At 49.8% G+C, this 14594-nt stretch carries 14 protein-coding genes and 2 tRNA genes; all 16 read right to left on the reverse strand.

The window, feature by feature from the left end:
• Window positions 1-127 precede the first annotated feature (127 nt).
• The 16 genes from ACFQ1C_RS13550 to ACFQ1C_RS13625 all read right to left on the reverse strand — a co-directional run bounded on the left by ACFQ1C_RS13550 (window position 128) and on the right by ACFQ1C_RS13625 (window position 14367).
• Window positions 128-203, reverse strand: a tRNA-Val gene (locus ACFQ1C_RS13550).
• A gap of 55 nt (window positions 204-258) precedes the next feature.
• A tRNA-Lys gene (locus ACFQ1C_RS13555) sits at window positions 259-334 on the reverse strand.
• A 165-nt stretch (window positions 335-499) separates the two neighbouring features.
• The gene (ybgF, locus tag ACFQ1C_RS13560) at window positions 500-1291 is read right to left on the reverse strand and encodes a tol-pal system protein YbgF (protein ID WP_379559204.1); all 792 of its coding nucleotides are present in this window, start codon (window positions 1289-1291) and stop codon (window positions 500-502) included.
• Window positions 1292-1306: 15 nt separating this feature from the next.
• Window positions 1307-1840 (reverse strand): peptidoglycan-associated lipoprotein Pal, encoded by a 534-nt coding sequence (gene pal, locus ACFQ1C_RS13565; protein ID WP_379559205.1) that lies wholly within the window; start codon window positions 1838-1840, stop codon window positions 1307-1309.
• A gap of 27 nt (window positions 1841-1867) precedes the next feature.
• Window positions 1868-3166, reverse strand: coding sequence for a Tol-Pal system beta propeller repeat protein TolB (gene tolB, locus ACFQ1C_RS13570; RefSeq protein ID WP_379559206.1), 1299 nt, complete (start codon window positions 3164-3166; stop codon window positions 1868-1870).
• 2 nt (window positions 3167-3168) lie between these two features.
• Window positions 3169-4284, reverse strand: coding sequence for a cell envelope integrity protein TolA (gene tolA / locus ACFQ1C_RS13575; RefSeq protein WP_379559231.1), 1116 nt, complete (start codon window positions 4282-4284; stop codon window positions 3169-3171).
• 7 nt (window positions 4285-4291) lie between these two features.
• Window positions 4292-4720 carry a protein TolR gene (tolR, locus tag ACFQ1C_RS13580; RefSeq protein ID WP_379559207.1) on the reverse strand — a complete coding sequence of 143 codons (429 nt, stop codon included), beginning with the start codon at window positions 4718-4720 and terminating at the stop codon, window positions 4292-4294.
• Entirely contained in the window at window positions 4720-5400 is a 681-nt protein-coding gene (gene tolQ, locus ACFQ1C_RS13585) for a protein TolQ (protein ID WP_449290070.1), read from the reverse strand. The genes tolR and tolQ overlap by 1 nt, the downstream gene beginning before the upstream one ends.
• On the reverse strand, window positions 5390-5800 hold the full coding sequence (ybgC, locus tag ACFQ1C_RS13590) for a tol-pal system-associated acyl-CoA thioesterase (RefSeq protein ID WP_379559208.1): 411 nt from the start codon (window positions 5798-5800) through the stop codon (window positions 5390-5392). The genes tolQ and ybgC overlap by 11 nt, the downstream gene beginning before the upstream one ends.
• A 918-nt stretch (window positions 5801-6718) precedes the next feature.
• Entirely contained in the window at window positions 6719-7765 is a 1047-nt protein-coding gene (gene ruvB, locus ACFQ1C_RS13595) for a Holliday junction branch migration DNA helicase RuvB (protein WP_379559209.1), read from the reverse strand.
• Window positions 7766-8374, reverse strand: coding sequence for a Holliday junction branch migration protein RuvA (ruvA, locus tag ACFQ1C_RS13600; RefSeq protein WP_379559210.1), 609 nt, complete (start codon window positions 8372-8374; stop codon window positions 7766-7768). It abuts the gene before it with no gap.
• A 278-nt stretch (window positions 8375-8652) separates the two neighbouring features.
• Complete coding sequence (gene ruvC / locus ACFQ1C_RS13605) at window positions 8653-9174, reverse strand: crossover junction endodeoxyribonuclease RuvC (RefSeq protein WP_379559211.1); 522 nt, start codon at window positions 9172-9174, stop codon at window positions 8653-8655.
• A 144-nt stretch (window positions 9175-9318) separates the two neighbouring features.
• Window positions 9319-10059, reverse strand: a complete 741-nt coding sequence (locus ACFQ1C_RS13610) for a YebC/PmpR family DNA-binding transcriptional regulator (protein WP_379559212.1) — start codon at window positions 10057-10059, stop codon at window positions 9319-9321.
• Window positions 10046-10504, reverse strand: a complete 459-nt coding sequence (gene nudB / locus ACFQ1C_RS13615; RefSeq protein WP_379559213.1) for a dihydroneopterin triphosphate diphosphatase — start codon at window positions 10502-10504, stop codon at window positions 10046-10048. The genes ACFQ1C_RS13610 and nudB overlap by 14 nt, the downstream gene beginning before the upstream one ends.
• 3 nt (window positions 10505-10507) lie before the next feature.
• Window positions 10508-12304 carry an aspartate--tRNA ligase gene (aspS, locus tag ACFQ1C_RS13620; RefSeq protein ID WP_379559214.1) on the reverse strand — a complete coding sequence of 599 codons (1797 nt, stop codon included), beginning with the start codon at window positions 12302-12304 and terminating at the stop codon, window positions 10508-10510.
• 719 nt (window positions 12305-13023) lie between these two features.
• On the reverse strand, window positions 13024-14367 hold the full coding sequence (locus tag ACFQ1C_RS13625) for an MATE family efflux transporter (RefSeq protein WP_379559215.1): 1344 nt from the start codon (window positions 14365-14367) through the stop codon (window positions 13024-13026).
• Window positions 14368-14594 lie beyond the last annotated feature (227 nt).

Here is a 14594-nt window from a genome sequence, read left to right on the forward strand (position 1 = left end):
GGGCTCGAACCAGTGACCCCCTCCTTGTAAGGGAGGTGCTCTCCCAGCTGAGCTAATCACCCTGGGAACTCTTATTGTTACCGTTTATAGAACTAAAGTTCAACAAACCATAACTTTTACTTAAATTTGGTGGGTGATACTGGGCTCGAACCAGTGACCCCCTCCTTGTAAGGGAGGTGCTCTCCCAGCTGAGCTAATCACCCTGGGACTTACTTTCTACTACTAACTCTTTATCTCTACTTTTCAGTAGCAATAAAATGGTGGGGCATGCGGGATTCGAACCTGCGACCAATTGATTAAAAGTCAACTGCTCTACCAACTGAGCTAATGCCCCAAATTTTACTTAATTCACCAACAGATTTGCTCTTCTCAAGCTCCCCTGCCAACGGCGGCCTATAATACGGATTTAATTTCTCGGTGCAACCGCTAAATCATCATTTTATTCTGCTTGCTTAAAGAACGACCATTCAGGACTAACAACGAGGGGAAAGCCGCCGATTTACATCTCTTCTAAACTTTTTTGAGCCAGCTTAGCCGCTGCCGAATTACCATACTCACTCACCACCTGCTCAAGGTATTGTCGAGCTTGAGCATTGTCTTGTTGCTCTTGTGCAATTAAGCCCAACTTTAGCAACGAGTCTGAGCGTTTATTTGACTGCGGATACGCTTCTACCACCCGAGAGAACTGTGATTTCGCCTGATCAAAGCGCTTTTGAGAAAACAGCAATTGCCCTAACCAGTAATGGGAATTGGGCACATAGCTCGATTGGGGATATTGAGTAATAAAACGGGCAAACGCTGGAATGGCCGCATCGTAGTCTTTGTCTTGCAGCACCAAGTTAACCGCATTGTCATAGGCGGTTTGCTCATTGCCATAGCTCGTAGTAGAGCCGTTAGAATCACCTTTGCTAGCCTGCTCGTTGCCGTCGCCTTTTACCTTATTACTGGTATTAGACTCGGCGGCTGGGCTTGCTGATGGCGCTGGACTACTTGGCTGATCAGCCATGTCTTGCAGTTTTAGTAATACATCACGCTGCCTGTCAATAACCTGCTCTAGGCGGTGATTCTGTTCTTCAAGCATACCGCGCAACTCACTCACTTCTCGCTGTAAGGAGATAACTTGCTGATGCTGAGCTATTTGTGCCTGGCTTTTGGCGCTGAAGGCCCGTTCCAGCTCGGCCAGGCGGTCATTAACTGATCCGCTGCCACCCACGCTGCTTACTGGCGCCTGAGCCAAGCAAGCCGTGGATAAAACAGCGGCCATTAATATGGCCGCTAATCTATAGGTCATAAATCAATTTAAACCTTAATAAACTAGAACCGCACGACGGTTCTTAGAGAACGCAGATTCGACATGTGAGGCATCAACTGGCTTTTCTTCGCCGTAGCTAACAATCGCTAGCTGAGCACCGCTTACACCCAAACTCTGCAGGTAACTAGTTACAGCCTTAGCACGACGCTCGCCCAACGCAATGTTGTACTCGGGAGTACCACGCTCATCGGCATGACCTTCCACTAAAATACTAACCGATGGGTTAGAACGCAAGAAATTGGCGTGTGCTTCTAATACCTGAGCATAATGACCGCTCACTTCGTCTTGGTCAAATTCAAAGTAAATTACGTTTTCACGGCGTAGCGCTTCATACTGCTGGCGCATTTGCTCTTCAGCAGACAAAGCTCCGCCATTTTGCGCGCCACCCGTTTGTATACCACCGTTTTGATAGCTACCGTCGGTACCGGTGCCAGTCATGGCCTCAGAATCAGTGTTAGAGCTACAAGCCGCTAGAGTTAACATAGGTAGGGCCACAGCCAGACTTTGCAGCAATTTTTTCATTTGCATTACATTTTCCTTTTACTTGTTATGAAATTAGTTGAGATACGGTGACCATGCTGGTGCACGAACATCACCTTGTCGTGCGGGAAGCCTGGCTTTAAAGCGACCATCCATAGACACCAAAGACAGCACCTGACGGCCCTGATAAGTCGTGCTATAGATAATCATAGTGCTATTAGGAGCTGGGCTTGGCGATTCATCTAGCTGTGTTTCAGTTAACACCTGCAATTGACCCCCATCCAGCTCCTGACGAGCAATACGGTATTGTCCCTGCGTACGATTCACCAGCACCATGCTAGTGCCATCGAATGTAATACGCGGACCTAAATTAGTGTCGCCTTGAAACGTCACACGGCGCGTGTCTCCTGAGCTTAAATCGGCTTGATAGACCTGTGGTCGACCACCTCGCTCAGAAACAAAATAAATAGATTTTCCATCCGCCGCCCAAGAAGGCTCGGTATCAATGCTGCGATTATTAGTCACTCGCGTCAGTTGTTTGCTCGACAAGTTCAACACATACACTTCAGGCTGACCATCTCGCGATAATACCAAGGCCAGCTTGCTGCCATCGGGTGACCACTGAGGTGCACCGTTAATGCCTTTTTGTGAGCTCACCACTTGGCGCTGCTGGCTATAAATATCCTGCACTACAATTTCTGCTTTTTTATTTTCAAATGACACATACGCCAGCTTGCGGCCATCTGGCGACCACGCAGGAGACATTAATGGCTCGCGCGAACGTAGCAATAGCTGATCATTAAAGCCGTCGTAATCGGCAATCATCAGCCGATAAGGAAACTCTGCGCCATGCTGCACGTTCACATAAGCAATGCGTGTTAAAAACGCGCCTCTAATGCCGGTAAGCTTTTCAAAGGCAATATCGGCAATGCGGTGTGCATATTGGCGCAATTGCGCAGCAGGCACCGTAGCACTGCGACTTTCTAGCAGCTGGGCACCGTTTTGGCCCAGCACATCAGCCAGCTCAAAACTAATGCGATACTGATCGCCTCCCGCAGGCTCTATCGAACCCACTAATACCGCTTCTACCTGGTGTGAACGCCACAGGTTTGCATCTAGCTCATTGGCACTGGCTACTTGTTGTGGCAAACGATTACGGTCTAGCGGGCGAAACATGCCGCTGTTGCGAAAGTCGCTGCTGATCACCTCAGCTAAGTCTTGTGGCATCTGGCCGCCACCCGTCCATTGAAAGGGCACCACAGCCACAGGGCGGGCACTGTCGGTACCGCCGGTGATCTCAATCTCAAAAGCGGCGTTTGCTTGTGTCGCCAAAAACATCAGCGGCATCCATAACCATATCCATCGTTTTATCATTGTTATAGCCTCGGTATTAGCGTCAGGTTTGAGTTTTGTAATTCTTTAATCAGTTCGGGATCTTTAGGCATCGGCAAAGGGCTGGCCTTATTAATAGCCACTAGGGCCGACTGACACACTGCCTGGTCGCCGTTAATTACGGTAGATTTAAGCACTAAACCATCGGCAGCCAAACGCACATTAATAACACATTGCTTGCCGAGCATGAGATTGCTCACCGACCAATTCCGTATAACCGCAGCTTGAATGGCACCCACGGCTTGATCAATATCGCCCTTTGAGGGCTTTTTCACTGCTGTACTCTTGCCTAAGTCGTCGCCCATCATGGCTTCAAGATCTTTTAGCGCTTGCTCACTAGCAGCGGCTTTTTTAGCTGCGGCTGCTTTAGCATCAGCTACTTTTTTCGCTTCAGCGGCTTTTTTAGCTTCTGCAGCTTTAACATCAGCTACTTTTTTCGCATCCTCGGCTTTCTTGGCTGCGGCAGCTTTAACATCAGCTACTTTTTTCGCATCCTCGGCTTTCTTGGCTGCGGCGGCCTTATCATCGGCTACTTTTTTCGCATCCTCAGCTTTCTTGGCTGCGGCGGCTTTAGCATCGGCTACTTTTTTCGCAGCTAGCGCCTTGGCATCCGCTTCAGCTTGCTGCTTAGCCGCTAGCGCTTTCGCCTCTGCAGCTATTTTCTCTTTAACTGCGGCTTCGGCTGCGGCCTTAGCGTTTGCTTCGGCTTGGCGTTGTTCTGCCACCTTCTTCTGTTCAGCTTGAGCCTGGCTTTTTTCAGCAGCTAAGGCTTGTTGCTGTTCAGCCACTCGCGCCGCTTCTTTAGCCTGTTCTTGCTTCGCCGCTTGTTGCTTGGCGGCGGCAGCGGCCTGTTGTTCAGCCTCAGCTTGTGCCTGCTCCTTCGCGGCGGCTTGCTCTTGCTCGGCACGCATCTCGGCTAAACGCTTGGCTTGCTGGGCGACCATGCCATCATCAATCATGGTCGCTTCAATTATAGAAACCGACTGCGTGGGCCGTTTTGGCGCTTTAAAGTCAACTCCCACCAGCAAGATAACGCCCACCAGCAAATGCAGCGCCAGCGAGATAATCACCGCTTTTTTAATACCGCTTTGCTCCGTCATCACAAGCCTACGACTCCGCCGGTTGGGTCATTAAGCCCACTTTAGGTACGCCGGCTGCCTTTAGCGTGGCCATCAGCTGGATGATGGCGTCATAACGCACGCTCGCATCGCCTTTTACCACCACCGGAGCCTTGGGCGTAAGCGTTAACTGAGCCGTCACCATGTCGGCCAGCGCCAACAAATCAACGGCTTCACTCTGACTGTCACCAACGTCTAAAAAGTAATTACCGTCGGCATCCACAGAGGCCACCAAAGGTTTATCACTGTCTTCTGGCATCATTTCGGCTTCTGCTTGGGGTAAATCAACGTCTACCCCCTGAGTAATCACCGGTGCGGTAGCCATAAAAATAATCAGTAGCACCAACATTACATCTATATAAGGCACCACGTTGATCTCGGCAACGCTTTTGCGGCGTCGGCGCTGATAACGCTGCATTATTGTTTCCCTGTCGCCACTTGGCGGTTAAGAATAGTAGAGAATTCATCCATAAAGTTAGCAAGGTGATTTTCTTGGCGCTCCACCTGATAACTAAAACGGTTGTAGGCAATAACAGCAGGAATGGCAGCAAACAAGCCCAGCGCCGTGGCAATAAGGGCTTCGGCGATGCCCGGTGCTACCATGGACAACGTAGCCTGCTTTACTTCTGCCAAGGCGATAAACGCATTCATAATGCCCCACACGGTACCAAACAGACCGATATAAGGGCTGATAGAACCTATAGTGGCCAGCATCGACAAGTTCGTTTCTAAACGGTCAATTTCACGAGACAACGCTACACGCATGGTGCGATAAGTGCCCTCTAGCATGCTTTCTTGCGTACGCCCTTGTTTTTGCAGACGGACAAACTCTTTAAAGCCGGAATAAAAAATTTGCTCCATGCCCGCTAGGTTATCTCGCCGCGCATTACTTTCGTGATAAAGACGGCTTAAGTCGGATCCTGACCAAAATTTATCTTCAAAGAAATCAGACTCACGTTGCGCGCCAGTTAGTATTTTGCGGCGATTGATGATCATCGCCCACGACAAAATAGACATCGCCATTAACAGCAGCATCACCAGCTTAACCAATAAGCTGGCTTGTAAAAAAAGACCTAAAAATGATATATCAGCATGCACCTGACAATACTCCCATCAGCGGCTCAGGAATGGCAAAGGGTTTCATATACGCTATTTGAACACATGCGATCAACACAGTTCCCCGTACCAGAGAAAGGCCCGCATCATCCAGAATTTCTTGCTCAAACACAATAGATGCACGTTTCAGCTTTTTCACCGTCACGGTGACTGTTAGTGCATCATTGAAGCGAGCGGGCCTCAACATATCCAACTCCACCTTGCGCACAACAAAGGCGACACCTTGCTCAAGCAGAATATCTTGCTCAACACCCAAGCTTCTTAACCACTCGGTGCGAGCTCTTTCCATATATTTCAAATAATTAGCATTATAAACAATACCACCGGCGTCCGTATCTTCGTAGTAGATTCGCACCGGCCAGTTAAAGAGTGTTTCAGACATAGTTCGCTTAGCCATAACGGGCCAAAAAAGATGCGTTTACTATACCTGAGTCAAATTTAGGAAAGAAGACAATGGCAGATAGCGACGACAATTCTCGACAAAAACGGGATCCCTTCGGGCAGCCGGAAGCTTAAAGCTGTAAACGTTTCAGCTAAAGAAGACCAAGAACTAAAAATTTTTGCCACGGAATACACGGAAAAATAGAGATCAGATCTGAAAGATGTCTTGATGGTAGGGGCTAAAACAACGCTGTAAGCCGTCAGCTGTAAGCGATAAGTCTAAAGATAAGCCTCATGTAAAAGTGACAGGCGAAGCAGACACTGAATACGTAGGCTGGTTTAGGTGTGGTCCCTTATGCCGTCTTGCCGGGCTTGACCCGGTATCTGCTTTTAGTGTCTGAGCTTTAGGTTTACCCCTTCACTCTTCACGGATCTTTTGTAGGCTGCCGCTTTAGCTGGCAGTCCCGTCTCAGCGAGATTTAAAACCTAAAGATATATCTGCCACGGAATACACGGAAGAACACGGAAAAATAGGGAGCAGATCTGAAAGGGATCTTGATGGTAATGGTAAGGGCTGAAATTAGAACTATCAACCAGCGGACCGCCTGCAAAGAGACTGGACCCCCGCCTTCGCGAGGGTGACGATAAACCGAGTGTCATTCCCGAAGGAACGTCATCCTCGCGTAGGCGGGGACGGGAACCCTGAATCCACATAAGTTATGCCGGACTGCTTAGGCGAAAGTAATCTTATTGGTGAAACCGAGCCCTTCGGACAGCTGTGAGCTTAAAGCTGAGATCGAGTTAAAAGACACCGAATATGTAGATTCGGTATTTGCTTTTAGTTTCAGCCTTATCGCTTCTAGCTTCCTTTGCCCTTTGTTCGTGTATTCCGTGGCAAAAACAGGGTTTAGGCTTTGTGTTAGCTTGGTGCTTGGTGCTTGGTGCTGGGCGCTATCAACCGCCCTTCTGGCAGTTCAAAACCAAAGTGGTGGTAGGCGCGGGGGGTGGCCATGCGACCGCGGGGAGTGCGTTGTAAAAAGCCTTGTTGGATCAAGTAGGGCTCGATTACATCTTCAATGGTTTCTTTTTCTTCACCAATAGCAGCCGCTAAGTTATCCAGTCCCACAGGGCCGCCCATAAACTTGTCTAACAGCGCCATCAGTAACTTGCGGTCCATGTAGTCGAACCCTTGCTTATCTACATCCAGCATATCCAGCGCTCGGCCGGCAATATCAGCATTAATATCGCCAGTACCTTTTACCTCGGCAAAGTCGCGCACACGGCGCAATAAGCGGTTGGCAATACGCGGTGTACCGCGAGCTCGACGCGCCATTTCATAAGCGCCTTCATCATCAATCACTAGGCCTAACTTATCGGCACTGCGGCTAACAATATGCGCTAAGTCAGCCACCTGATAAAACTCGAGCCGTTGCACTATGCCAAAACGGTCCCGCAACGGTGAAGTGAGCGATCCCGCTCGGGTGGTAGCACCCACCAAGGTAAAGGGCGGTAATTCCAGCTTAATAGAACGTGCGGCCGGGCCTTCACCAATCATAATATCCAGCTGATAGTCTTCCATCGCCGGATATAAAATTTCTTCGACTACCGGGCTTAAACGATGTATTTCATCAATAAACAGCACATCGCCTGCTTCTAGGTTAGTGAGCATGGCGGCCAAGTCACCGGCTTTTTCTAACACCGGGCCCGAGGTGGTTTTAATGCTCACGCCCATTTCATTGGCCACTATGTTGGCCAAAGTCGTTTTACCCAAGCCCGGAGGCCCGAAAATCAGCAGATGATCGAGCGCTTCTTCACGACGACGCGCGGCTTCAATAAAAATTTCCATTTGGCTGCGCACATGATCCTGGCCGCGATAATCCGCCAAGGTCTTGGGACGAATGGCGCGATCAATCACTTCCTCTTCCTGCAAGGGAGCAGGATCAATAAAGCGGTCTGCTTCTATCATCTAAGACACCATGCTGCGCAAGGCTTCGCGGATCAGCTGTTCTACATCTAACCCGGGCTTTGCCACTTTAGTCACCATTTGTTCGGCCTGATTCGCTTTATAGCCCAAGGCTTGCAAGGCGGCGACAGCCTCGCTTTTAGCGCCGTCAATTTGGCCTGCTTGGGTCGTGGTATCCGGTGCTGGGTTAAAGAGGTCGAAACCGCCAAAGTTTTTCAGGCGATCACGCATTTCTATAATCAAGCGCTCGGCTGTTTTTTTACCAACACCAGGCAGCTTAATCAAGGCGTTAATATCACCCTGATCAATATGATAAATAAACTGATCTGCCGTCATGCCCGACATGATACCCAGCGCCAGCTTGGGGCCCACGCCATTGGTTTTAATTAACTCACGAAACAGCGCGCGTTCGGTTTTGGTATTAAAGCCAAATAATAGCTGAGCGTCTTCACGCACCACAAAGTGCGTTAGCACCGTGGCCATCTCACCCACATTGGGTAATTCATAAAAACAGCTCATGGGCATGGTTACTTCGTACCCCACACCGCCTATATCCAGTAAAATTTCAGGGGCCTGCTTTTCGCTGACAATCCCTTTTAACCGACCAATCACGGCAAGTCTCCTAACCCAAGGTGCAATGCCTCAGAATAATAAATAACTGGATAAATATCCAGTAAACAAAGCTGAAAGCTTTAAGCGGTAAGCTGGAAGTTAAAGATAAACACCGTCTTTTGTAGTCCAACGCTTCAGCTGTTGGTCCTGTGGAGCAGGATGACTTTAAAATCCCGCCGAGACGGGAGTGCCAGCTAAAGCGTCACCCTACAAAAACCACCGTCCTTGTTGGCCCTGGTTTTTTCTGACAGCTGAAAGCTTACCGCTAACGGCTTTGTTTACCGCATTCGCCCACGTACTGTGCCTTTTACTTGGCCGGCCATGCTGATCAGGCTTTGGTAAGTGTGGCCGTGGCACAAGGCGACGGCGAGGCCATCGGCGGCGTCTTCTTGGGGGGTGCCGGGCAGGCTTAATAGTCTAACAACCATGTGTTGCACTTGCGCCTTATCAGCACCGCCCTGCCCCACTACCGCTTGTTTAATTTGCCGTGCCGAATACTCGGCAACTTCTAACCCCGCATTGGCGGCGGCAACAATAGCCGCACCTCGGGCTTGGCCAAGCTTAAGTGCCGAGTCGGGGTTTTTCGCCATAAATACTTGCTCTATGGCAAATAAATCTGGCTGAAACTGTAGAATAATTTCGCTTACACCGTCGTAAATTTTTTTTAGTCGCGGTGCCAGCGCGGTGTCGGTCATGCGAATGCAGCCCGAGCCAAGGTAGGTCATTTTATTACCGGTTTGGCGAACCACGCCATAACCGGTAATGCGAGAGCCTGGGTCGATACCCAATATAATGGCCATAACTGACAGCGGTAAGCTTTAAGCCGTCAGCTAGAAGCTAAAAGCTAAAAGCTAGAAGTGAAGAGCTAAAAGCTAGAGGTTTTCCAGCTTCAGACTTCAGGCTTCCAGCTTCCAGCTTCCCGCTTAAGGCTTCCGGCTTAGTGCTTACAGCAGGGCCGCCAATTCGTCGGAGATATCGGCGTTGTGATACACCTCTTGCACGTCGTCAGCATCTTCTAGCATGTCGATCAGACGCATAAACTTAGGCGCCGTGTCTTCATCCAGCTCGGCACTGGTAGTCGGGATCATCGTCACTTCCGCATTAACCGCTTCCAGACCTGCGCCATCCAGTGCGTCTTTAACTTGGCCAAACTCTTCCCACTGGGTATAAACATCAATCGAGCCGTCGTCATGTACTTCTACGTCATCGGCACCGGCTTCTAATGCCGCTTCCATCAGGGTTTCTTCATCTAGATCCTGATAGCTAATGACGCCTTTTTTCTCAAACAAATACGCCACCGAGCCGTCGGTGCCCAAGTTGCCACCACTTTTAGAAAAGGCATGGCGCACTTCTGCCACCGTACGGTTACGGTTATCGGTCATGCACTCCACCATAACGGCAGTGCCACCGGGGCCGTAGCCTTCATAAATCACGGTTTCTAATACCACGCCATCTAACTCACCGGCACCGCGTTTTACCGCGCGGTCTACGGTGTCGCGGGTCATGTTATTCGACAATGCTTTATCCACGGCCGCACGTAAGCGTGCGTTAGTGCCCACATCCGACCCGCCTTCACGGGCCGCAGTAGTTAGCTCTCGAATAAGCTTGGTGAAGATTTTACCGCGTTGAGCATCTTTCGCCGCCTTGCGGTGCTTGATATTGGACCATTTACTATGACCTGCCATCAGTATCATCTCCCTTAGTATTGTTAATCAGCCTGTCGATGGCTAACTTGTTGGTCCAAGAGCTGGCTCGTTCACGAGCTTGCTCCAATGGTAGCCAACACTGCGCTTGGTGCTCAGTTAACTCCACCAATTGTGGGCTCGACAGACGTAAATAAAATTCATATTCCCAATTATGGGTAACCCCAGGGCGGTAACGATGCCGCCAACGAGGGTAAATTTCAAAGCGCACCCGGCGTCCAGTTTCAATTAATTCGACGCCAGCACCCAGTTGCAAGCCGGTTTCTTCCGCCAACTCGCGCACGGCAGCTTGATATCGGGTTTCGCCCAGCTCCAAACTCCCCGTCACCGATTGCCAAAAGTCTGAATTATCTAACCGTTGTAACAGCAAAACCTGATCATCCGTATGGATCAGGATTAATACTGATTCTGGGTGCTTAAAGGCCATAACTTAGCTATCTGCCTTGTCGTTTTTTTGAGACTTGTCCGCTTTAGGCGGCAACTCGGTGCGAATAGCCAACTCAAGCAATGAGTCAGGATTCGCAAGGCTTGGCGCATCGGTCAGCAAACAAGACGCGGTCGTGGTTTTCGGGAAGGCAATCACATCACGAATATTGTCGGTACCGGTCAGCAGCATTACTAATCGGTCTAGGCCAAAGGCCAAACCAGCGTGAGGTGGCGTGCCGTATTTTAGCGCTTCAAGCAAGAAGCCAAATTTCTCTTGTTGCTCTTCGGCATTAATGCCCAACAGACGGAACACAGCTTGCTGCATTTCACTGTTATGAATACGCACCGAGCCACCGCCCACTTCGTAGCCGTTAATAACCATATCATAGGCATTAGCCAACGCGGTTAATGGTGCGGCTTCAAGCTCGCTCACATCTAAGTCTTTGGCCGCAGTAAACGGATGATGCATGGCATATAAACGGTCTTCTTCTTCCTCAAACATCGGGAAGTCAACCACCCACAGCGGCTTCCAGCTGTCTTCAAACAAGTCTAAATCTTTACCCAGTTTCAAGCGCAGCGCACCAATGGCATCGCTCACTACTTTGGCCGAGTCGGCACCAAAGAAGATGGCATCGCCGTCAGTCGCACCGGTGCGCGCCAGCAGCTCGGTCACTATCTCTTCATTCAAGAACTTAGCGATTGGCGATTGTACGCCTTCTAATCCTTTGGCAGCTTCGTTCACTTTCAACCAGGCCAGGCCTTTGGCGCCGTAAATGCCCACAAACTTGCCGTATTCGTCAATTTGCTTACGTGACAGTGCCGCACCACCGGGAACTTTAAGTGCCGCAACACGGCCTTTAGCATCATTGGCAGGGCCAGAGAACACTTTAAAATCAACGTCTTTAACTAAGTCGGCAATATCAACCAGCTCGGTAGCAATACGCAAGTCTGGCTTATCGGAACCAAAGCGACGCATGGCTTCGGCGTAGCTCATTACTGGGAAGGCACCTAAGTCCACACCCGCTACGTCTTTCCATAATTCGGTGACCAGCTGCTCCATTATTTCGCGTACCTTATCGGCACTCATAAAGGAGGTTTCCACATCTATTTGCGTGAATTCTGGTTGACGGTCGGCACGCAAGTCTTCATCGCGGAAGCACTTTACGATTTGGTAATAACGGTCGAAGCCACTCATCATCAGCAACTGTTTAAACAGCTGAGGCGATTGTGGCAACGCATAAAAGTAGCCTTTATGAACCCGGCTTGGCACCAAATAGTCACGGGCACCTTCTGGGGTCGCTTTGGTCAGCATCGGCGTTTCAATGTCTAAAAAGCCCTGGTCGTCCATAAAGCGACGCACGCGGCTAGTGACCTTGGCACGGGTTTTCAAATACATAGCCTGCTCGGGACGGCGCAAGTCTAAATAGCGATACTTAAGACGCTGCTCTTCCGAGTTATTTTGGTTAAAGTCTAGCGGCAGTGCTTCTGCACGGTTAATGATGGTTAGTTCGTGGGCAAAAATTTCTACCGCACCGGTCGCCATATCTTTGTTTACTTGTGACTCGGGGCGCGCGCGCACCACACCTTTCATTTGAATACAGAACTCGGCACGCAGTGAAGACGCCAAATCGTAGGCTTCGGCTTTATCTGGATCGAAAAACACCTGCACTATGCCTTCGCGGTCGCGCATGTCGATAAAAATCAAACCGCCTAAATCACGACGACGATGTACCCAACCGCTGAGCGTGACGCTCTGGCCGACGAGGGCAGCATCTACCTGCCCGCAATAATGAGTGCGCATGGAGTCTTCCTATTTTGGTTGTGGTGAGGCAAAAATGACCACACTACATGAATTTGTTAGTGAACTGCGCGCTAGTATAAGGGAAAGCATCAAGCTTGGTAAAATCCTTCCCGCTTCGCGGGCGCTTTAAGCCGTCAGCGGTCAGCTTTCAGCTACTGAAAAACCTGTTTCTGCCTGCACTCGCATTTTATTTAAGTCGCCTTCCTGAGGCACATCAGGATCTGCTTTGGGACAAGACTCAAGACTATTTTTGCAACGGAAGAACGCGGAATCCACCGAAAAATAAAGATAAGATCAGAATAAAACCTGTTAATAGTGAAGCGTAAAGAGTGAAGAGGGCGACATAGAGCAAAGGTCACTGCGCGCCTTACGTTAAAATAAACGCCGTCATTGCGAGTGCAGCGAAGCAATCCACTTTATTTGGCTGATCGCGTAGGGCTTACAGCTTTCCCTTCGATCTGATCCCTATTTTTCCGTGTTCTTCCGTGTATTCCGTGGCAGATATATCTTTAGGTTTTAAATCCCGCTGAGACGGGACTGCCAGCTAAAGCGGCAGCCTACAAAGGTCGCAGGATTGAGGGCTTATCTTTAGACTTATAGCGTATAGCTGACGGCTTACAGCTTTCCCTTCGATCTAATCCCTATTTTTTCGTGTGCTTCCGTGGGTTCCGTTGCAGATATAGGTTTTAATCAGTGTCTGTTAGCTCTGGAGCTTGTGTTTAGCTTGGTGCTGGGCGCCGGGCGCTGTTATTAAGCTGGTGTAAGCCGCGCTTATAAAACTGCCAAGATAATAACCCCGTAGCCACATTACCCAGCAACACCCCCACATATAAACCGCTCATGCCAGCCAACGTCGCGCCAACCCATAATGCAGGCAAATAGCAGGCAAACAAACGTAATACTGAGATCAAAACTGCACGCATCGGCATACCCAGCGCATTACACACCGACACCATCAGCATGCACACGCCTAACGCGGCATAACTGATGGGCACCCACAGCATATAGCTCATCAAATATCGCTCGGTGTCAGCATCGGGTGCAAGTGCCGGGGCAATTAGCCAACGACTGGCCAACCAAAATAAGGCGACAATAACTTGTAAGCCAATAACAAAACGCACCGCAATCAGCACAAGACTGTGTACGCGTTCCAGTTGTTGGGAGCCCAGTAAACGGCCGACCATTGGCGGTAATGCCATGGTAAGCGCCAGCACAATAACAATAGAGAACAATTCTAAGCGACTGCCGAGCGTCCATGCCGCAATGGCGGAACCACCAAAACCCGCCACTAAGCGAGTGGCCAGTAGCGCCGCTAAACCTGGCATTAATTGGCTGAGCATAGCCGGTGCGCTGGTATTGAAGATATCACGCAAGGCCGGAATTACAGGCAGCTTGCTGGGTTTAAAATCCAGCCAGTGGCGCTTTAAAATGCGTAAATACATAATTCCCGACCCCACCAAACAAGCAGCAATGGTGGCATAGGCCGCACCGGGTAAGCCCCAGCCAAAGGTGAAAATAAACAAGGGGTCGAGCAGTATATTAACGACACTGGTGACCACCATCATTAAGCCGGGTAAGCGCATATCCCCATTGGCCCTGGCAATACTGCTAGCAAAATATAAAAAAGCCCCCAACCAAGCACTGGTTAGCCAAGGTAGCCAGTAGTCATCGGTGTAAGGTAGTAACTCTGCACTTGCGCCAAGTGCGGTGAGTAGAGGTATGCGCAACAGCCAAATTAAGGCACATAGCAAAAACGTCACGCAGCATCCCGTCAGCACCACTAAGCCGCCCATATGTTTAGCGCGCGTAGATCTGCCCGCACCAATGGCACGAGAAATAAGTGCCGTAGATGCAATCCCAATACCCACTTGTACACCGATTAACAGTTGCTGCATCGGCAGAGTAAACCCCAGAGCGGCAAGCGGCTGCATGCCTAACATACTGATAAAAATACTGTCGACCAGCTGAAAGCTCATCAGCGCGACCACGCCAAACAGCATCGGCCACGTCATGCTAAATAAAGCGCGTGGCAGGGATTGATCGGCTAAGTATTTTTCTGGCATAACGTTATTAGAAACTGGCTGCTAGCAAATGGGTGGCTATGGTAGCACTTAAATGCAGCGCCGAGCGCCCAGTACCAAGCGCCGAGCTAAAAGAAAACTCCGCCTTTATTTAGCTTGGCGCTGGCCGGTGGGCGTGGATTTTTATTTTTCCGTAGATTCCGTTTCGAATACGGCTTATATACAAAACACACCGCCCTGTGTTTAGCTTGGCGCTTAGTCTTATTTTT

This window comes from Oceanisphaera ostreae (assembly GCF_042676125.1).
Taxonomy (GTDB): Bacteria; Pseudomonadota; Gammaproteobacteria; order Enterobacterales; family Aeromonadaceae; genus Oceanimonas; species Oceanimonas ostreae.